Raw genomic sequence first — 19,429 nt, forward strand, 5'->3', positions numbered from 1 at the left:
GGGATCAGAACTTATATTTCAGGCCCACCATCATTGCGGTGTCATTGTAGCCATTATCACCCAGCTGCACGCCCACATTACCCCAGACGCTGGCCGCCGGATTCAGATTGCCATTTACGCCATGTTTCATTTCCCCCAGATTACGCGCCCCGTCTTGTTCAACTTTCACACCGTTTATTGAGACAGCAAAATCTTTACTGTTATGGATCCCGTTCATTTCAACAAAAGGTTCAAAGCCGTCACCGTGCGGACCGCTGTTTTTCTCCTGAGTACGAATAAAGGTGCGGAAAACCAAGTCGGATCTGAATGTTGTTATTTGCGTCATTCTCAATACGTGAGCCATTGGCTTCCGTGTGCGCATTATGATCGACGCCCATCCAGATGGCCTGTGCCGAGGTCGTTCTCAACTGTCCGTTGCTGTCACGCCAGGCATTATGCCCGCCAATTTGACGTAACCAAAGTTGGCTTGAACGCTCCTGTTCAGTTACAGGATCGATATAGCGCGTTTCACCTGCACAATCGTTCAGACGCATAACAAAAAGAGTGTTAGCGGCTGCCAGGTTGGCGACGTAACTGCCAGCTTCGGGTCGCAGGACGGGGGTAGGCGTTTCTGTTGATTCTGAAGTGACATTGGAAAAAAATAACTCTCTACCATTGTATATTTTTGCAATGGGGGCTTTAGTGCCATTTGTTGTAATAGAACTTTTTTATATCAATGTTACCTTGTCGAATAGCAACTGCATAACTTCCATCAGCCACAGTTTCAAGTACCACATAATCTAAATTAATATATGCTTTTTTCCCATTAGCATAAGCACCATAGCTATTAATACCATTAGTTGTTATGGAACCACCATTCATTTTTAAATCAGCACGGCTAATAACTTCGTAACTGTTAGAATCACAAACTTCATCATCTACAGCATCGACACATGTTCGAGACTCTCCAGGACTTGAACATGCAAGAACTCCTACTGCATTTTTCCCATAGGTAACAATGTTCGTTTTATCTGTGGTTTCAAGACTGGTGTTATTTTCCACAGTCTCAGAATCATTAACCTGACTTAAAAGTCCCGCTGAATATGCCCCCTCGTCTCGACTGAATTATCACCATTCATAACGATGGTGCCACCAAATTCACTGACTACTGCGCTGGCTGTTATCCCTCCATTTTCTTTGTCAGATACGCTTTCAGAGCGTCTTAATATTGCTATCGCTTATATATAATACTTTGTTTTGGCTATCAACAGAAATACCATAAGATCCATCACCACTAGTCATCACACTGGCATTATGTATATATCCAGTTACACCGTCATCCACTTTCACGGCATGGCTTTCGTCTTAAGTGATTAGATACTCCCCATTACTTGTAGAAGTATTATTTTTGATTTCAATCGGTGATTCTTCATCGGTTATATAGGAAATTATACTATAATTATCCAACAATTGTGTTGCATATGCATTACCCACCGCCAGAGCAATAAGTCCTAAACTGAACCAGGGGAGTTTTTTCAGTTTCATAGATTAACCATCCATTCATTGGATTAACAAACATTCCTGGTCAAATACCCTATGAGTTCAGATTACCAAAACGGAAGGCAAAGATAAAAACAAAAGCACAAGAAATTTAAATAGATAAACAGCGACAATATTTAAATGATAAATAAGCCAGCATTATCATTTTTAGCTTATTTTCATGACATTGATCACTTTGGGGTAACTATTTTGTTTAACAAATAACTCTTCGACATCAAAATTATCAACAGTTGCCATGGAAATTATTTCACTGATATATAAAACAACTGTGATAACACCAGGGTTGACAACTATTTGTGCAATAATTCCTTTCCTTCAATGATCCAGGGGTTCACTGCCAGCAACCCATTCAGCCGCATACTGGCAGTGAGAAACTGAAAGATTAGTGCTGATCCCTGTGGCTGACGAGTCTTTCCCTTAATCGATTAACCAGATTGATCGCCAGCCAAACCAGGGCATTAAGCAAATTTATCGTCACAAGCACTTCTCCCAGCCCGGTGCTGGGTTTTGCAATAAGGATGACCAGGAGAGTGATCAGCATAAATGCAATGGAAAAGATGATATAGAGAGTGAAATAATCCAGATTATTACTATTGTTCATGCTACTAATGGCAATCCAGTCAAAACTTTCACACAATTATAGCAAACAAAAGAATGAACAATAGTAACAAGAGGCAACGAGCTAATTAGCTGTCTATAATTACACCGCACCATGGCCTTGCTGATCAATTTTCACTCAACCACAACCTTCACCTTCGGTTTAGAAAGGATAATTTTGACCATGTCGATATATGTAACAGGTTTGTAGAAATAATAACCCTGCTGAAATGTGATATTATTTTGGTTCAGATAGTCAAATTGTTCTTTCGTTTCGACACCTTCAGCGACGATACTGATCGAAAGTTTACGCGCCAGATCCAATACACAATCCAGAATTCGGGTTGATGCTGGGTCTGCGTTGACGCGGCCAACGAAACTATGATCAATTTTGATATAATCAATATGCAGGTCATGCAGATAAGAAAGCCCTGAGTAACCAGTACCGAAATCATCCAGCGCGATGACAAAACCATTTTCATGCAGAATGTTCAACCGCTGAACCAGACTTTCATCAACATTTAATGGCTCACGCTCGGTGACTTCCAGAACAAGGTTTAAATCGCGGCGGGTAAAACTGTCACGGTAATTTAAGCACTCGTCGACAAACGTCGGCGAAATAATATGCGAGGCGCTAAAATTAATCCCAATATGAAAACCTTCCGGCAGTTTACTCGCGATAGCGTTCATCTGTCTGGCAACCTGATTCATCAGGCTTTGCGTAAGCGGAACGATTAATCCGCATTTTTCAGCAAGTGGAATAAATGCCGCGGGTGATATATATCCACCGTGAGGTTGTTTCCAGCGGGCTAACACCTCAACTCCCCGCAATGTCCCTTCCCGACCATTTACCACAGGTTGGTAAAAAGGGACGATCTCCCCATTATTTATAGCCCGTCGCAGGATCTCTTCAGGCGTTGCGCTTTTATAGGCAGAATTAAACAAATTAGGCGGGATATCAGGCGTCAAGAATGGAAAACGAGCGCTCTCCATTCCTGTTTGCCCTCTGATATTGCGGATATATTAAGAAAGCATAACGCCTGAAATGCTCACTTTGCATCAGCATAGTGATACAGCTGATGTTTATTCAAAAACCTTACTCAAGTTTTAAGAGAGCACAAATTCCCTGTCATTAATAATGATATCCGTTAGTGTAGTCTTATGCATTTCAATGTACTGCAAGATTTGCAGATAGAGATCAGAAAGAATAACACTGGTCTCATCTTTTAAACGCAAGCGTAAAGCCTGAGCAATAATATGACTATCAACATATCCATGTGTCATGAACACCTCCCTCTCGAGATTTTTAAACAAAGCACATTGAAAAATAAATCTCTCTGGGATTGAATTATTCATGTCAGCCTCGCAGGAATAGTGATCCAATAAAATTATGCTGTGTATAGTCTAAAGTGACAGACAAAAATAAGATGAATGAGTTTTCTATAAACTTATACTTTATAATTAAAAGTTACATATCATCAGCTGTGTATCGCAACACGATTTCCAGTGTTTTTCTAATCACATCAGCTTTGAGAATATCACTTGTTGTTTCCAGGGAGTGTATCAGACTTAAGATAATATTTTTATTATTAACATTATCGCCTGAAAGCATTAAATTGGTCACAGCCTGCCCTAACACAGCAGACTCTTCTTCTAACAAATTACCTGAACTACGAAAGTAACTTGATAACGCTTTATCAGATATTGCATTATGAATAGTAGTATCTTCAAGCATGGTAACCTCTCATCTTACTTATGAAATTTTAATGTATTCTGTTTATTTTCTTACCAGTGAACATACTTTTATTGTCAGCTATCGCTGTTCTTCGGTTTGGCCCTCCTGTATCACTGTTGCTAAAATCACGAATTATGCTGTCAATTAAATCTCGTCGGAAAGTATTTTCCTCAGCCGATTTCATTACGAGTAATTGCTTAATAAGAGTCTGCAACGAAAAATTTATCTTCATGCGCAGTATCTGGAGCACCGCCTGGCCAGTAATTTCATATTTTATACTTTCATTATCAGATGTCTTCATAACGACTTCATAGCTAACCTGTTAAATAATCAGGCTGTTGCATTATTCAAAAAGCAACCCAATTAGTGCATTATAATGTTTCTGTTCCTCTTCCCCTGTCGCTTGTTCCAGTCGGCAAAGAAGTTTGGCACAAAGCGACTTTCGACTCAGATTACGTCCATCTTTCAAAATCTCAGTCACAATTTCCCCGAGAGTTTCCTGCTGAGTAGGCAAGTTAGCTTTTGCAAAGTAACGAGTGATTGCTCCTGCAGAATCTGAAGTCACTGAATTTTGATGCATGCTACGCCTCTGTTAAAAATGTTAATCAATGTTAAGTGAGGTAACAATAGCAAACTTGTACGAAATATGTGTACAGAATGATAAATTAATTTTTCGCAATTAGTGCTAATTCATATAAAACAATGCATTACGATAAAACATATTGCATCATTTAAATGACAACCTATACAAGTTTTTTCGCCAAACCGTCTTCAACCTTTTCCACTTTTTATCAATGTAAAGAAACGGTTATGTTTTGGTATTAAAAGAAAGACACAAGAAGATATGTCTGTTACCGTCTTACTCTCGCCTCGCCCATTACCCTGGATTGTTAATGCTTACCACCCTTATTTATCGTAGCCATATACGTGACGACGAACCTGTCAAAAAAATCGAAGAAATGGTTTCGATAGCAAATCGCAGGAACATGCGGTCTGACGTAACAGGGATCTTACTGTTTAATGGTTCTCATTTTTTCCAGCTTCTGGAAGGTCCGGAAGAACAGGTTCAAATGATATATCGGGCCATATGCCAGGATCCACGGCACTATAATATTGTTGAACTGTTGTGCGATTACGCGCCTGCTCGCCGTTTTGGCAAAGCAGGAATGGAATTATTTGATTTACGCCTGCACGAGCGAGATGACGTTTTACAGGCCGTATTCGACAAAGGCACATCAAAATTTCAGCTAACTTATGATGACAGAGCGCTACAATTTTTTCGTACTTTTGTCCTTGCAACTGAACAATCAACCTATTTCGAGATTCCTGCTGAAGACTCCTGGCTTTTTATCGCTGACGGATCTGATAAAGAACTTGATTCTTGTACCCTTTCATCAAATATAAACGACCACTTTGCCTTTCATCCTATTGTCGACCCTTTATCGCGGCGGATAATCGCTTTTGAAGCCATTGTGCAAAAAAATGAAGACAGCCCGTCAGCTATAGCGGTTGGGCAGCGTAAAGACGAGGAAATCTACACAGCGGATCTCAAAAGTAAGGCGCTTGCATTTGCGATGGCACACGCACTTAAGCTCGGTGATAAAATGATTTCAATCAATCTATTACCTATGACCCTGGTTAACGAGCCTGACGCAGTCTCTTTTTTACTTGATGAAATAAAGGCCAATGCTCTGGTGCCTGAACAAATCATCGTTGAATTTACTGAAAGTGAAGTCATATCTCGGTTTGATGAGTTTGCCGAAGCGGTTAAATCGCTAAAGGCTGCCGGTATCAGTGTAGCAATTGATCATTTTGGCGCAGGTTTTGCTGGTTTGTTACTCCTGTCACGCTTCCAGCCTGACAGAATTAAAATCAGTCAGGAATTGATTACCAATGTTCATAAAAGCGGACCACGGCAGGCAATTATTCAGGCGATCATGAAATGCTGTACATCACTTGAAATTCAAGTCTCTGCTATGGGTGTGGCAACACCAGAAGAGTGGATGTGGCTTGAATCTGCAGGAATTGAGATGTTTCAGGGAGATCTGTTTTCCAAAGCTAAATTGAATGGTATCCCTTCAGTTGCGTGGCCGGAGAAAAAATAATTTTCAGCACATTATTTCGCATGATTTCTGGAAATCATCGCGAAAATGAATGCGTTATGTTTTAATTTAATCCACATTAAAAATAATGTTTCATCCAATTTAGCTGAAATCTTATTTATACTTTGTACAATTTTAGCGTATATTGTACAAAGTATTATTGGGTCGTGTAGAGGCGACGGAGATTTATGACCGCAAGGAGGAATTGTGGCTTATTACAGCATTGGTGATGTTGCTGAACGTTGCGGGATTAATCCTGTCACTCTCCGGGCCTGGCAACGCCGCTACGGTTTGTTAAAACCACAGCGCAGTGAAGGCGGACACCGACTCTTTGATGAAGAAGACATACAACGCATCGAAGAGATTAAGCGTTGGATAAGTAATGGCGTTCCTGTAGGCAAAGTTAAAGCATTACTGGAAACTACCAGCCAGGATACGCAAGATGACTGGAGCCGCTTGCAAGAAGAGATGATGTCAATTCTTCGTATGGCTAATCCTGCCAAACTACGCGCGAGAATTATTTCACTGGGTCGAGAGTACCCAGTAGATCAATTGATTAATCATGTTTACCTTCCTGTTCGCCAGCGTCTCGTGCTTGATCACAACACCTCCCGCATTATGAGCAGTATGTTTGACGGCGCATTAATTGAATACGCAGCGGCCTCACTTTTCGAAATGCGCCGTAAGCCCGGTAAAGAGGCCATTCTGATGGCGTGGAATGTTGAAGAGAGAGCACGATTGTGGCTGGAAGCATGGCGTTTATCATTGTCAGGATGGCACATTTCTGTTCTTGCTGATCCCATTGAATCGCCGCGCCCGGAACTGTTCCCAACGCAAACATTGATTGTCTGGACAGGCATGGCACCAACGAGAAGGCAAAACGAACTTTTACAACACTGGGGTGAGCAAGGTTATAAAGTCATCTTTCATGCCCCCTAAATTCACCTTTATCCCGCCCCTTAGACAGAATGTTATAATCTGAACCCACAACAGCGTTTGTAGCGGAGCTGGTCCGTTGCAAAATGCCCACCGGGAGAATTCAGGTAATCCCCCTTTCACACTTTGTACATATCACAGCCAAAGGACAGACCAGATTGAAGTGGTAAAACTGATCGTGCACACTACGCAGTCTCACACCTAACAAGAGGTTATTATCCTGATGGATCAGGTCGTTGTTTTTCAAAAGATGTTTGAGCAAGTGAGAAAAGAGCAAAACTTCTCCTGGTTTTATTCAGAATTAAAACATCACCGTATTGCACATTACATTTATTATCTGGCTACGGATAACATCAGAATTATTACTCACGATGACACGGTTTTGTTATTAAGAGGAACCAGGAACCTGTTAAAAGTTAGTACGACCAAGAACCCAGCTAAAATAAAAGAGGCCGCATTGCTTCATATTCGCGGAAAATCTACATTTCGGGAATACTGTTCAACACTGGCAGGCGCTGGCGTTTTCCGGTGGGTTACTGATGTTAATCATAACAAACGCAGTTACTACGCCATTGATAATACGCTTTTATATATTGAAGATGTAGAAAATAATAAACCATTAATCTAGCTAAAGTTGGGAGCTTAAAAAATGCTTCATAATTCAGTAAGGCATTAGCATAATAGAAATAAAAGTGCAGAGACTATCCCTATGGATGATTAATACTGTCTTTTTATTGCTCCCCATAAATAATCACCAGACCAATACGATCAAATTGATATTTGAAATGTGTTCACTTGACTTTTGATACGTTATTTTATAACGGTTAACATATTTATAAAAACAACGGGCGTGTTATACGCCCGTTATAATATTTAACACATGTGGTAATTACATATTTTTGATGATCGCGTCACCAAACTCGCTGCATTTCAGCAGTTTAGCGCCTTCCATCAGACGTTCGAAGTCATAGGTTACGGTCTTGGCGTTGATTGCGCCTTCCATACCTTTAACAATCAGGTCTGCGGCTTCAGTCCAGCCCATATGGCGCAGCAGTATATAAAAACATTAAGTTTAAGTCATTGATATTTAATGATAAAAATTATTTTATTGTTTTTTTATTAGCCAAAATCAACTTTATTCAACCATTTGATTTCATTGACGTTCGTTTTTATTTTGGGGAAAGGTTTTATCTACCATTTATATCAAAATTACAAGTCTACATTTTATTAACATCTCAATACATGTGAGGCCTTGCAGACCTTTGTGAGAGCTTATGTGTCTCAGTTTTGTCCCACCTTTTATTACGACTTGCATAGCCAATGAAGATAAATGTAGTTAATGCCTGTTATGAGCGAGGAGTGGACGTAAAAGAATTTTTAAAAATTTAAGGCTTACTAAGGTAACAAGTATCAGAGAATCTCATGAACCTATTGCTGCGTCCTAGCAGAACGAAATTTCTCTCTACTTAATACTAAAATTGTTTTATATTTTTCGTAGTCTTTTGTCACTAAGTTTGTTCGTACTTGATATAATTTTTAAAAATGGCTTTCGAAATCTCGTTCGAATGTCGTAGGACTTACAACCAAATCATGTACAGCGTCAACTAAATGCTGTGCTAATGAATATTTGAATTGGAGTGACTGCAAGTTTTCTTTATTGATTAATTTATATTTATCAGGGTCCACAGTATTTCCTTCATTATTGAAGGGATAGATCCATTGTCCATGTGCTAGCTTGTTTCGTATTTCTATCAGGATTCGTAGCTCATTCGACAAAACATCATGTAATGCTGCTCTTCGTGCGGCATGTGCTATCCCAAGAGTCCTTTCATCCAGCAGGAAACAAACTAATCCCTGTTTTGGGCCTCAAAGATGTTAATGATATTCATTTTCATTCTGTATAGGTTATGCTATAAAACATAGCCGTTGCTATGTTTGTTCTAATTTTGCTCACTATAGGTACTAAATTATGCGCTCAATAAAAAAAGTAACCATGCTCTTGGGGGGCCTCGCACTCACCTGCTCGATCGCATTTCAGGCAAGTGCAACTGAAAAATTTAAGGTCATTACAACATTTACCATCATCGCGGATATGGCCAAAAACGTGGCGGGAGATGCTGCAGAAGTCTCATCCATAACCAAGCCTGGTGCAGAAATTCATGAGTATCAGCCTACCCCTGGCGATATTAAACGTGCGCAGGGGGCACAACTGATTCTCGCCAATGGTATGAATCTGGAATTGTGGTTCCAACGCTTTTACCAGCATCTCAATGGGGTTCCAGAAGTAATTGTCTCTTCGGGTGTGACGCCTGTAGGGATCACCGAAGGACCCTATGAGGGCAAACCTAACCCCCATGCATGGATGTCGCCAGATAATGCTCTGATTTACGTCGATAATATTCGTGATGCGTTGATAAAATACGATCCGGCAAATGCACAAACCTACCAACGCAATGCCGATACTTATAAAGCCAAGATTACCCAAACCCTTGCCCCCCTGCGTAAGCAGATTACGGAACTTCCTGAGAATCAGCGATGGATGGTCACCAGTGAAGGGGCTTTTTCTTATCTCGCACGCGATTTGGGGCTAAAAGAGCTTTATCTGTGGCCGATTAATGCCGATCAACAAGGAACACCGCAGCAGGTACGTAAGGTTGTTGATATAGTTAAGAAAAATCATATCCCGGCAGTCTTTAGCGAGAGTACGATTTCCGATAAACCAGCGCGTCAGGTTGCGCGTGAAACCGGCGCACACTACGGCGGTGTGCTCTATGTCGATTCCCTGAGCACAGAAAACGGCCCGGTACCGACGTATATCGACCTTCTTAAGGTTACTACCAGTACGCTGGTACAGGGAATTAAAGCCGGGAAAAGGGAGAAATAATGATGCAATCTGCAGGCATTGTCGTTAATGATGTTGCTGTCACCTGGCGTAACGGGCACACAGCACTGCGCGATGCATCCTTCACAGTACCAAGTGGATCTATTGCCGCTCTGGTTGGGGTAAACGGTTCCGGAAAATCGACGTTGTTTAAAGCGATTATGGGATTTGTGCGTCTGACCAGCGGAAAGATATCTGTTCTGGGTATTCCCACGCGACAGGCGTTACAGAAAAACCTGGTTGCCTACGTCCCTCAGTCAGAAGAGGTTGACTGGTCATTTCCTGTACTGGTGGAAGATGTGGTGATGATGGGCCGCTATGGGCATATGGGTATGTTGCGTATCGCCAAAAAGAGGGATCGTCAAATTGTCACCGATGCGCTGGAACGTGTCGATATGGTGAATTTTCGCCATCGACAAATCGGCGAGCTTTCCGGTGGACAAAAGAAACGCGTCTTTCTGGCGAGAGCGATTGCACAGCAGGGTGATGTGATCCTGCTGGATGAACCTTTTACTGGCGTTGATGTGAAAACCGAAGCCAAAATCATCAGCCTGTTGAGGGAGTTACGCGCGGAAGGCAAAACGATGCTTGTCTCAACGCACAATCTCGGATCCGTCACGACATTTTGCGATTATACGGTCATGGTCAAAGGCACCGTCCTGGCAAGCGGGCCGACAGACACCACTTTTACAGCCGAGAACCTGGAGCTGGCTTTTAGCGGCGTACTGCGCCATGTCACACTTAACGGCTCGGAAGAAAGCATTATTACTGACGATGAACGCCCTTTTGTGGCTCATCGACCGTCAGCGGTGCAGAGGGAAGAAAGATGAACGTGCTACTGGAACCCTTCAGCTATGAATATATGCTCAATGCGATGTGGGTCTCGGCGATGGTCGGCGGTCTCTGCGCTTTCCTGTCATGCTATCTGATGCTAAAAGGCTGGTCGCTGATTGGCGATGCGTTGTCGCACTCTATTGTCCCGGGTGTTGCGGGGGCATATATGCTGGGGCTTCCGTTTTCTCTGGGAGCCTTCTTTTCCGGCGGACTGGCTGCGGGCAGCATGCTGTTTCTTAACCAACGCACCCGCTTAAAAGAAGATGCCATCATCGGCCTGATCTTCTCGTCCTTTTTTGGCCTGGGGCTGTTTATGGTGTCATTGAACCCGACATCTGTGAACATTCAGACCATCGTCCTGGGCAATATTCTGGCAATCGATCCGGCGGATATCCTGCAACTCACTATCATTGGCATTCTCTCGATCATCGTGCTTTTTTTCAAATGGAAAGATCTTATGGTGACCTTTTTCGACGAGAATCACGCCCGTGCTATTGGATTGCATCCGGGCAGATTAAAACTCCTCTTCTTCACCCTGCTGTCGGTTTCGACCGTTGCGGCGCTGCAAACGGTTGGTGCCTTTCTGGTGATCTGTCTGGTGGTGACTCCCGGAGCAACAGCATGGTTGTTAACCGATCGTTTTCCCCGCCTGCTCATGATTGCTGTAACTATTGGCAGTGTAACCAGTTTCCTCGGCGCGTGGGTCAGTTACTTTCTGGACGGCGCGACAGGTGGAATCATCGTGGTGGCGCAGACACTGCTGTTTCTTTTAGCATTTGTCTTTGCGCCCACCCATGGGCTTTTGGCAAATCGTCGGCGTGCGCATAAGGCGCTGGAGGATCGCTCATGATGGCATTATTACTGGAGCCACTGCAGTTCACCTTTATGAGTCACGCACTGCTGATTTCACTGGTAGTTTCCATACCCTGTGCGCTGCTGTCGGTCTTTCTGGTCCTGAAAGGCTGGGCACTGATGGGTGACGCGATGAGTCATGCGGTTTTTCCTGGCATCGTGCTTGCCTGGATTCTGGGGTTACCTTTGGCTACAGGGGCATTCGTCGCCGGAGTATTCTGCGCGGTGGCGACGGGATACCTGAAAGACAACAGCCGAATCAAGCAAGATACAGTGATGGGGATTGTTTTTTCTGGCATGTTTGCCGCAGGTCTGATTTTGTATATTGCAGTCAAACCAGACGTACATCTTGACCATATTCTTTTCGGCGACATGCTCGGGATAACCATCGGCGATATAATCCAGACGATGATTATTGCCGGGCTGGTTACACTTGTTATTAGCGTAAAATGGCGGGATTTTTTGCTGTTCAGCTTTGATTATCAACAGGCGCAGGTAAGCGGTTTGCATACGAGATGGCTGCATTATGGGCTGCTGTGCATGGTCTCTCTGACCATTGTGGCGACGCTGAAAGCGGTAGGTATCATTCTCTCCATTTCTCTGCTCATTGCGCCTGGCGCCATTGCGGTACTCCTGACACAACGCTTTCATATTGCGCTCCTACTGGCGACTGGCATATCGGTAATAGTGTCAATGACTGGTGTCTGGTTGTCCTTTTTTATCGACAGCGCACCAGCTCCGACGATTGTCGTCTTATTCGCGGTTTTGTTCATCATGACGTTTGCCGTTACCAGCATCAACGCACGCAAAAAGGGAAACTCCCATACACAGGATCTGTTATCACCCAATTAGCACAACATCCGAGGACAGCAACACCCGATACTTTTTCCTGGCTTCCAGCAACGGGGTTTCTTCCTCCGTTGCATATACAGCTCACCTTTTTTCGCCCACGATTAACCAACAGCCAGACCAGCAGACACGCCACCACCGGCACAGCAAAATCCATCAGGCTTGCCACATCCCAAGCACGCGGATCAAAACCGCCCCACCACGGCATATTCATTCGCTTGCCATGCCCGAACATTTCAATCCAGCGATATTCTGCCTGGGTATGTTCACGCGCAATGAAGAACGTACAACCGGCTATCGCTCCGTAAGCCCAGTTTCCGGTAAAAAGACCAACCAGTATCTGCGCAGCCACAGCACAAAGTGCATGAAGTAAGGGGCTTATATCCATTATTTCCTCCTTTCAGCTCCATTCCCGAAGCGGTGTTTCCAGCTCCACGACATAATCAGAGAATACAGAAACATCAAACAAGTCATCAAGAATGCGAATGTTGACAAAATAACCATCATTCCGGATACAGACAGGTTCTCCCTCTTCTGTTACCCCTGTTTCTGTGTAGGTGAAACCAATTTCATCAACTAACAGTTTATTCTGGAGGTCTTCATCTTCCGCCCAGCCAAGAGATGACAGGAAGGCCTTAAACTGCAGTTTGTCATGAAACTTCAAAGTTAAATCTTTCATACGACCTCTTTTAATTGCCTGTCATTTAATTCTTTATGCCATATGCGGAAATTGCGAATATGGCCAAACAGATGTCGTTCTCCAGTATTCGTCTGCCCTCCAAATCGGATATTTTTATCAGCGGTCACGCCATTATATTCACAATAAACTTCATTAACCGCTTTACCATTTGTCACCACATGAAAGTGACCATCAGCTTTTGCAATACATCCAAATGTGGTTTTCTCTGCAAATACATCTGTCGCTGCGCTATTAACATACGAGCCTGAAGGGTTTGACAGACTCATATATAACTTACCACTACCTCTGTTGATTGCTGCAATTGCTGATTGCCCGGTATTGGCTGCTGCTATATCCCACACGCGGGGTGCGGCGTTTGGTGCAATATCCCAGTTTTTATGAATCTCAAGTAAAAAAGTAAATGGTAACTTATAAAGATTATTTCTGGTGGGGATACTAACCAAATCACTGGCTCTTGTCGTTGCGCTGCCTCCTGAAATAATAAATGATGATACACACGGCCCATTCTCTACTTGTGGGGTGGCAAGATAAATATAGTCACCAGATACTGTTGCCCCACCCTGCTCAGGAGAATACTGTATCTGAGAGCCTATTTTTAACTCACCATCAATTGCCTGAATCGTTGCCTCTGCAAAAATCCAGCCCGTGGTCTTATCCTTCCTGACTCGTGCCGTAATTCTGCCGGCAGCACCACCTGTCATATTAATTTCAAGCGTTTGCGTATCAATGTACGCATCGCCAAGAAAAGTTGTTGCACTACCATCATACTTATCAAACCGTATACGTAACCTTACCTGTCGTTCTGTTTTAAAACGGCATGAGGTTGTCACGTACTTGTTATCGCCTGAGACATCAACTGACTTTGTTGCAGCAATTGATGCCATATTAATAGCCGAAGTTTGCCCAACCAGAGAATCGTTGCAGACAAACTTTCCATAAGTAAAACCAAAACTATCCGTCCCGGTTTCGGGCACATCCATGTTTGATGACTTCCCCCAGCTGGCTGGACTTTCCGAATTGAGCATGTAGTTCGTTCTTTGTCCCTCAATAAGCAGGCCATCACACTCAAATCGCGGCTCATTAATTTCCGCCGTTTTCAGTTCGCCAGATTTGTTGATATATGTTGCCGTTGATGCGCGACTGAAATTAACCTGTTTATCACTGGCGACCTGAACCACATCGTCACCAATAGCTATTTTTTTATAGCCCGGAGAAAAACCCGCAATCATATCCAGTGAATCGTTAAACGGTATCCACACATCAGGCAGCGGCGGCACTATATTCGCATAGGGCTCTGCAGTCACTTCCGCTGCGGCTTCTGCGCGGTCTGCCGCCTTTTCAGCTCGTGTCGCTGCCGACAGAGCCTCATCCTTTTTCTGCCCGGCCTTTGTTGCGTCTGCTGCAGCCTCCCGCGCTTTTGTGGTGGCGACTCCGGCATTTTCAGCGGCTGACTCTGCATTACGGCGGGAAGCCTCTTCACTGTCTGCGGAGGCTTCTTCTGACGCACGGGCATTTGTCTCTGAACGTTCTGCCGCTGTTGCTGCGTTTTGTGCGGCTGTTTTTGAAGAAGCTGCCGCTTTCGCGCTGTTACCTGCATTCGTCTCTGATGTTTTCGCCGCGTTCCTGGACGATGCCGCTGCTGTTTCTGATTTCTTTGCTGCCGCTGCGCTCTGAGAGGCGGCTTCAGCGTTGCGTGCCACATCCTCCACCATTACCTCAAAACGACGCAATGCCTCCGGCATGACATCATCTTCCGTCATGGCACCGAGAAAATCATTCAGCGTACCTGGTCTGGAACCTTCATAGACGGTAATGGTCCCGGCATGTGAAGGCGGAAAACCTTCAACCAGCAGGGTGACGCTGTACTGGCCATACTCAACATCCATGCTGTAACGCCCGGCTTCATCCGGATTTTCAGAGGCCACCGTGTTCACCAGTACCGTGGTGCTGTTACGCTTTGCTTTGAGCTGAATAGTACAGTTCTGTATTGGTTTTCCTGCACCGTCTTTCAGCACGCCTGAAATCTGTACTGCCATATTCACTCCACAAATAAAAAAGGCGCCATTTCTGGCGCCCGTATTTGGGTTATAAAATTCAACTGATACTGATACCGGCTGTTGATTTCTTCATCACGACAACAAGAAGGTCGCTGATACTGGTCGTTGGCGTCCAGTTATTTGCACCATATGAAGAAACATTGAAAGTCAGGGTGACATGGCCGTGTCCCGCTGGCATATCAATGACGGATGAAAATACCCTGCTGACATCCGTCGCGGGTTGCTGAAAGATTTCCTGTCCGTTCTTCAGTACCTGCAGCTTACAGGTTGAATACCAGTATGACTGTTGGTTGTTGCTGTTGAAGTTTTCATGCTTACCACCGCGAAACAGAACGGGTGGGATTACTATCTGACGGTCAAAAGCCTGGTCATCGTACACAGTGACCGTTATTGTACCGCTGGCATAACTGCCATTTCTCGGAAAGGCTTTTCCCACCGTTTTGACAATATCACCTTCAATCTGGTTGGCAGACAGTTTTCCCAGAATCCGACAGTTCTGGTTAATCGTGACATTATTGAGCGTCCCTGAGTTCGCATTCACGTTACCGCTGATATCGGCATTTTTCGCCGTCAACCGCCCGTCCGGTGTCAGGGAAAATACCGGCGGATTGCCGCCGCTGGTAATGGTGGGAGCCGTCAGATACTTCAGGAACACTTCGTTCATGAATATCTGGTTGCCCTGCGCCACAAACATCGGCGTTTCATTCCCGTTTGCCGGGTCAATAAACGCGATACGGTTAGCGGCAACCAGGAACTGGCTCAGTTTGCCTTCCTCCGTATCCTCCATGCTGAGGCCAATACCCGCGACATAATGCCTGCCGTCTTCGGTCTGCTCAATTTTGACGCCCCACATGGCATTCCATTTATCGTTGGCGTCTTTCCACTCTTTCGAAAACTCCTCCAGTTTGCTGGCGTTATCCTCCGTCAGCTCGACTTTTTCCAGCAGCTCCTTGCCGAGATGGGATTCAGTTATCTGGCCTTTGAAAAAATCCAGATAGCCGGAAGCATCATCGCTCGCCTGACCGACAGCCTCCACGAATGCCGATTTGCCAACAGTATTCACACTGCGGATATAAAAATAATAATCATGGCCCGGCTTAATATTGATACTGGCAGCTATCCAGTACAGCGCCGTGCCAAGATAGCGGGCTGTGGTTTCAACCTGCCTGATATCGGTAATCCGCTTTTCCGAGAACCAGAATTCAAACTGTACCGTCGGGTCATAAACGGCAAGATGCGGCGTGGCGGTTATCTGAAAATAGCCCGGCGTCAGATCAATCCTCGACGGTGCTGCCGGTGCGGCAATCCGGAACGATACCGACGCCGGATCGCCCTGCTGCCCCCACGCATTTACCGCCCGGACTGTCAGCGTGTACCGCCCCAGCGCCAGTTGCGTGAAGCGGTATGTGGTTTCCGTCGTCCGGGCCGTGCTGACCAGCCGCTCACTGCCGTCATCCGCTGCCACGGTCAGGCGAAGCATAAAGCTCACCCCCTTCACCACCTTCGGCGTGTCCCAGCGCGCCAGCACCTGATATTCCCCGCTGTCTGCGGTGACTTCGGCAGTCAGGTGCTGCACCGCTGGCGGCGTGACACCATTCACCGTGCCGCTCTGGTCGCCGTCAAAGTGCGCCCCGTTATCCACGATGGCCTCTTTTTCCGGTACATGCTGCACGGCAGTGATGGCATACGTGCCGTCATCGTTCTCACGGATACTCACGCAGCGGAACAGGCGCTGGCGCAACGTCGGCAACTTCAGCCCCCACACGCTGTATCCGGCAACGCCGTCAGGAACCCGGCTCACTTTTACCTTCACGCCGTCGGTGACGGACTGGACCTCCACGCTGACCGGATTGCCGCTTCCGTCAACCAGGCTTATCAGCGTGGTACCGGAGGATGGCAGAGTGATTTCACGGTCGAGCGTCAGCGTCCGGGTCTGGCTGTTCACCGCCAGCACGCGCCCGCCGATGCTGATACCCGCATAGTCATCATCGCAGATTTCAATAACATCGCCCGGCACATGGCGAAGCCCTTCTGCGCCCACGCTGAAATCCACGGTCTGCGTTTCCAGCAGTTCCGTTTTAATCAGCCACAGCCCGGCTCGGTGTGCCTGCCCCCGACTGGTACAGCCAAAGGCATCCATCTTCGTGACGTTACGACCGTAACGGGCAATGGCCTGCGTGTCCTCCACAAGCTCTGTCGCCGTCTCCCAGCCGTTATCCGGGTCAATCCAGTTCACCTCAACGGCATTATGGCGGTCCTTCAGGGCGCTGAAACTGTAGCGGAACGGCGCGCCATCATCCGGCATCACCACATTACTGCGGTTATAGGTCCACACCTTATCCGACGGCCGGTCCTGCACGAACGTCAGCGTCTGCCCGTTCCATACCGGCATACAGCGCATCGCCGAGCAGAAATCACTGAGAACATCCCACGCCTTACGCTGTGTGGTCAGCCAGGCATTACAGGTGATGCGCGGCTCCGTGCCACCAAAACCATCCGGCACCGACTGGTCGCAATTCTGGCCGATGACATACAGCGCCCATTTGTCCACATCCGCCGCACCAAGACGTTTCCCCATGCCGTAGCGCGGATGGGTCAGCATATCCCACAGACACCAGGCCATGTTGTTGCTGTATGCCGGTTTTAACGTTCCGTCCCAGATACCGCTGTATTGTCGCGTCTGCGGGTTATAGTTCGACGGCACCTGCAGAATGCGCCCGCGCAGATGATAATTACGACTCACCTGCTGACTGCCGAACTGCTCCGAGTCCACCTGCACACCGACCAGTGCCGTGTTCGGGTAGCACTGTTTCATATCGATGATTTCGGTGTATGACGACCAGAGCGTTTTGTTCTGCAGCTGGTCTGTGGTGCTGTCCGGTGTCATCCTGCGCATCCGGATATTGAACGGGCGCGGAGGCAGGTTATCCACCACCACCGAGGCCAGATACTGCGAGGTGGTTTTGCCCTTAATGGTGATGTCTTTTTCCGTCACCCAGCCACCGTTACGCTGTATCTGAACCAGCAGGCGAACTTCCGACGGATTCCGGTCACCCTTTGAAGTGGTTTCCACCAGTGCCTGCACACCGAAGGTAAAACGCAGACGGTCGATGTTTGCCGACGTGATGGTGCGGGTGATCGGCGTGTCGTATTTCACTTCCGTACCCAGCACCGTCTCGGAGCCGGAGGATTCAAACCCCTCCGGCGGAGTCTGCTCCTGCTCACCTGCCCGGAACACCACCGTGACACCGGAGATATTGGTATTCCCCTCAGTGTCCAGCACCGGCGTACTGTTCAGTAGCACGCTTTTTAACCCATCCACCGGACCTTCAATCGGCCCTTCGCTGATGGCATCGATCACACTCAGTAACTGCGTGGATTTCAGGTTGTCCTTCGCTTCGCGCGGGGTATGCCCCTTACTGCTGCCTTTATACGTTTTACCGAGCATGATGTCTTTTCCTGTATGCCCGTGACATACAGTCCATACACCAACAATATCTTTGTATGGTATGTAGCTGACACCTTCCAGGCCATCGTCACCACTCGGACCAGTGATGAGCACAGACGCTATGGCAACAGCCCCACCACCAATAGCAGCAGCAATAGCCTTGCGTAATGATGGCGACATTATTCACCTCTCGCAGCCTTACGCTTATCTTCTTTAATCTTGAAATAAAGATTTGTCAGATACGTCAGCAAGCCAAATACCAGACTACCCAGCACACCTATTGCCGCCCACTGTGAGGGCGTGACTTTATCGAGCAACTGTAAAAACCAGTACCCGGCACTACCTGCTGAGGTGCCATAGGCGACACCCGTTGTTAACTTATCCATGGATTTCATAACCCCACCCCGCAGACAAAGCGGGTGTAAATTAAGGGGATACTACGTATCGCAATAAAGGCAGAAACGTAACAGATTCGGAGTCAGTGAATAACTCAGGTATTGGGTTATCAGCTAATATCGAGACTCAAAAAATGGAAAAACCCGCTCGACGGCGGGTTTAAGCTGTGTGACGAAGTAACCACTCTTAACAGCATAACCAATTTTTTACGTACGTAAACTACTAAATGATATTTGTGAGAATGCCACCGAGTGTTCAAAACACCACCACAAATACATAAGAAAACTTCAACAAATAACCAATGAATAATTTCCGATGTTATTTTTAGTTTGTTTAAATTAAGTTAAAGAATTATAGGGCGCTTATAAATAAGTGCCATTAATATAAATTAGCTAATAGATTTATTTTCGTTCAAACAAGAGCCATGAATAGGATTAGATAGAAAAGGTTCAGATAAAAATAGAGATCTACTTCACAAATTAAATGAGAAACTAAAACTTACA

General features: G+C 45.7%; 19 protein-coding genes and 5 pseudogenes. 8 read left to right on the forward strand and 16 right to left on the reverse strand.

From position 1 onward, the window contains the following. Positions 1-4: 4 nt before the first annotated feature. The 9 genes and pseudogenes from C4F37_RS28435 to ycgZ all read right to left on the reverse strand — a co-directional run. Positions 5-635 (reverse strand): annotated as a pseudogene (locus C4F37_RS28435) (autotransporter outer membrane beta-barrel domain-containing protein); the annotation flags it as partial. 43 nt (positions 636-678) lie between these two features. Further along, positions 679-1,041, reverse strand: coding sequence for a hypothetical protein (locus C4F37_RS28440; protein WP_001538635.1), 363 nt, complete (start codon positions 1,039-1,041; stop codon positions 679-681). 303 nt (positions 1,042-1,344) lie between these two features. Then, positions 1,345-1,524, reverse strand: coding sequence for a hypothetical protein (locus C4F37_RS28445; protein WP_001374999.1), 180 nt, complete (start codon positions 1,522-1,524; stop codon positions 1,345-1,347). A gap of 397 nt (positions 1,525-1,921) precedes the next feature. Beyond that, a complete protein-coding gene (gene ymgF, locus C4F37_RS20430; RefSeq protein WP_001065862.1) occupies positions 1,922-2,140 on the reverse strand; it encodes a cell division-associated protein YmgF in 219 nt (72 codons plus the stop codon). 131 nt (positions 2,141-2,271) lie between these two features. Beyond that, positions 2,272-3,063 (reverse strand): annotated as a pseudogene (locus C4F37_RS20435) (cyclic diguanylate phosphodiesterase); the annotation flags it as partial. Between the two features lie 180 nt (positions 3,064-3,243). After that, positions 3,244-3,492, reverse strand: a complete 249-nt coding sequence (gene ymgC / locus C4F37_RS20440; RefSeq protein ID WP_001538633.1) for a protein YmgC — start codon at positions 3,490-3,492, stop codon at positions 3,244-3,246. A 112-nt stretch (positions 3,493-3,604) separates the two neighbouring features. After that, positions 3,605-3,871: a biofilm/acid-resistance regulator AriR gene (ariR, locus tag C4F37_RS20445; protein ID WP_000888771.1), complete on the reverse strand. Its 267-nt coding sequence runs from the start codon at positions 3,869-3,871 to the stop codon at positions 3,605-3,607. A 28-nt stretch (positions 3,872-3,899) separates the two neighbouring features. Then, entirely contained in the window at positions 3,900-4,172 is a 273-nt protein-coding gene (locus C4F37_RS20450; RefSeq protein ID WP_000858013.1) for a hypothetical protein, read from the reverse strand. Positions 4,173-4,214: 42 nt separating this feature from the next. Then, positions 4,215-4,451 carry a regulatory protein YcgZ gene (gene ycgZ / locus C4F37_RS20455; protein ID WP_000554153.1) on the reverse strand — a complete coding sequence of 79 codons (237 nt, stop codon included), beginning with the start codon at positions 4,449-4,451 and terminating at the stop codon, positions 4,215-4,217. Positions 4,452-4,764: 313 nt separating this feature from the next. Here ycgZ and bluF point away from each other — a divergent pair, with 313 nt between their 5' ends. The 4 genes from bluF to ymgL all read left to right on the forward strand — a co-directional run bounded on the left by bluF (position 4,765) and on the right by ymgL (position 7,715). Further along, a complete protein-coding gene (gene bluF, locus C4F37_RS20460) occupies positions 4,765-5,976 on the forward strand; it encodes a blue light-responsive regulator BluF (RefSeq protein WP_001538632.1) in 1,212 nt (403 codons plus the stop codon). 204 nt (positions 5,977-6,180) lie between these two features. Continuing rightward, a complete protein-coding gene (gene bluR, locus C4F37_RS20465; RefSeq protein ID WP_000332315.1) occupies positions 6,181-6,912 on the forward strand; it encodes a DNA-binding transcriptional repressor BluR in 732 nt (243 codons plus the stop codon). Positions 6,913-7,132: 220 nt separating this feature from the next. Continuing rightward, positions 7,133-7,537 carry a DUF1398 domain-containing protein gene (locus tag C4F37_RS20470; RefSeq protein ID WP_000373104.1) on the forward strand — a complete coding sequence of 135 codons (405 nt, stop codon included), beginning with the start codon at positions 7,133-7,135 and terminating at the stop codon, positions 7,535-7,537. Between the two features lie 52 nt (positions 7,538-7,589). Beyond that, positions 7,590-7,715, forward strand: a complete 126-nt coding sequence (gene ymgL / locus C4F37_RS27410) for a protein YmgL (RefSeq protein ID WP_001445545.1) — start codon at positions 7,590-7,592, stop codon at positions 7,713-7,715. A gap of 83 nt (positions 7,716-7,798) precedes the next feature. Here ymgL and C4F37_RS20475 read toward each other — a convergent pair. Beyond that, positions 7,799-7,966: pseudogene (locus tag C4F37_RS20475) on the reverse strand (isocitrate/isopropylmalate family dehydrogenase); the annotation flags it as partial. A 912-nt stretch (positions 7,967-8,878) separates the two neighbouring features. On the opposite strand from C4F37_RS20475, the gene sitA reads away from it, so the two are divergent. From sitA to sitD, 4 genes are read left to right on the forward strand one after another with little or no spacing between them, the layout of a single operon-like run. Next, on the forward strand, positions 8,879-9,793 hold the full coding sequence (gene sitA, locus C4F37_RS20485; protein WP_001256622.1) for an iron/manganese ABC transporter substrate-binding protein SitA: 915 nt from the start codon (positions 8,879-8,881) through the stop codon (positions 9,791-9,793). Beyond that, complete coding sequence (gene sitB, locus C4F37_RS20490) at positions 9,793-10,620, forward strand: iron/manganese ABC transporter ATP-binding protein SitB (protein ID WP_000983702.1); 828 nt, start codon at positions 9,793-9,795, stop codon at positions 10,618-10,620. Before sitA ends, sitB begins: the two co-directional genes overlap by 1 nt. Then, positions 10,617-11,474: an iron/manganese ABC transporter permease subunit SitC gene (sitC, locus tag C4F37_RS20495; RefSeq protein ID WP_001101732.1), complete on the forward strand. Its 858-nt coding sequence runs from the start codon at positions 10,617-10,619 to the stop codon at positions 11,472-11,474. The genes sitB and sitC overlap by 4 nt, the downstream gene beginning before the upstream one ends. Then, complete coding sequence (gene sitD, locus C4F37_RS20500; RefSeq protein ID WP_000968127.1) at positions 11,471-12,328, forward strand: iron/manganese ABC transporter permease subunit SitD; 858 nt, start codon at positions 11,471-11,473, stop codon at positions 12,326-12,328. The genes sitC and sitD overlap by 4 nt, the downstream gene beginning before the upstream one ends. A 94-nt stretch (positions 12,329-12,422) precedes the next feature. Here sitD and C4F37_RS20505 read toward each other — a convergent pair. From C4F37_RS20505 to essD, 6 genes and pseudogenes are all read right to left on the reverse strand, one after another. Beyond that, a pseudogene (locus tag C4F37_RS20505) lies at positions 12,423-12,713 on the reverse strand (hypothetical protein); the annotation flags it as partial. Positions 12,714-12,725: 12 nt separating this feature from the next. Beyond that, on the reverse strand, positions 12,726-13,004 hold the full coding sequence (locus tag C4F37_RS20510) for a hypothetical protein (protein WP_000654168.1): 279 nt from the start codon (positions 13,002-13,004) through the stop codon (positions 12,726-12,728). Next, on the reverse strand, positions 13,001-14,254 hold the full coding sequence (locus C4F37_RS28450; RefSeq protein ID WP_414024920.1) for a phage head spike fiber domain-containing protein: 1,254 nt from the start codon (positions 14,252-14,254) through the stop codon (positions 13,001-13,003). Before C4F37_RS28450 ends, C4F37_RS20510 begins: the two co-directional genes overlap by 4 nt. A 443-nt stretch (positions 14,255-14,697) precedes the next feature. Next, positions 14,698-15,061, reverse strand: a pseudogene (locus C4F37_RS28455) (prophage tail fiber N-terminal domain-containing protein); the annotation flags it as partial. Between the two features lie 58 nt (positions 15,062-15,119). After that, a complete protein-coding gene (gene gpJ, locus C4F37_RS20520; protein WP_001556898.1) occupies positions 15,120-18,710 on the reverse strand; it encodes a phage attachment tail tip protein J in 3,591 nt (1,196 codons plus the stop codon). Continuing rightward, complete coding sequence (gene essD, locus C4F37_RS20525) at positions 18,710-18,925, reverse strand: phage lysis protein EssD (protein ID WP_000839596.1); 216 nt, start codon at positions 18,923-18,925, stop codon at positions 18,710-18,712. The genes gpJ and essD overlap by 1 nt, the downstream gene beginning before the upstream one ends. Positions 18,926-19,429 lie beyond the last annotated feature (504 nt).

Source organism: Escherichia sp. R1 (genome assembly GCF_003000935.1).
Taxonomy (GTDB): Bacteria; Pseudomonadota; Gammaproteobacteria; order Enterobacterales; family Enterobacteriaceae; genus Escherichia; species Escherichia coli.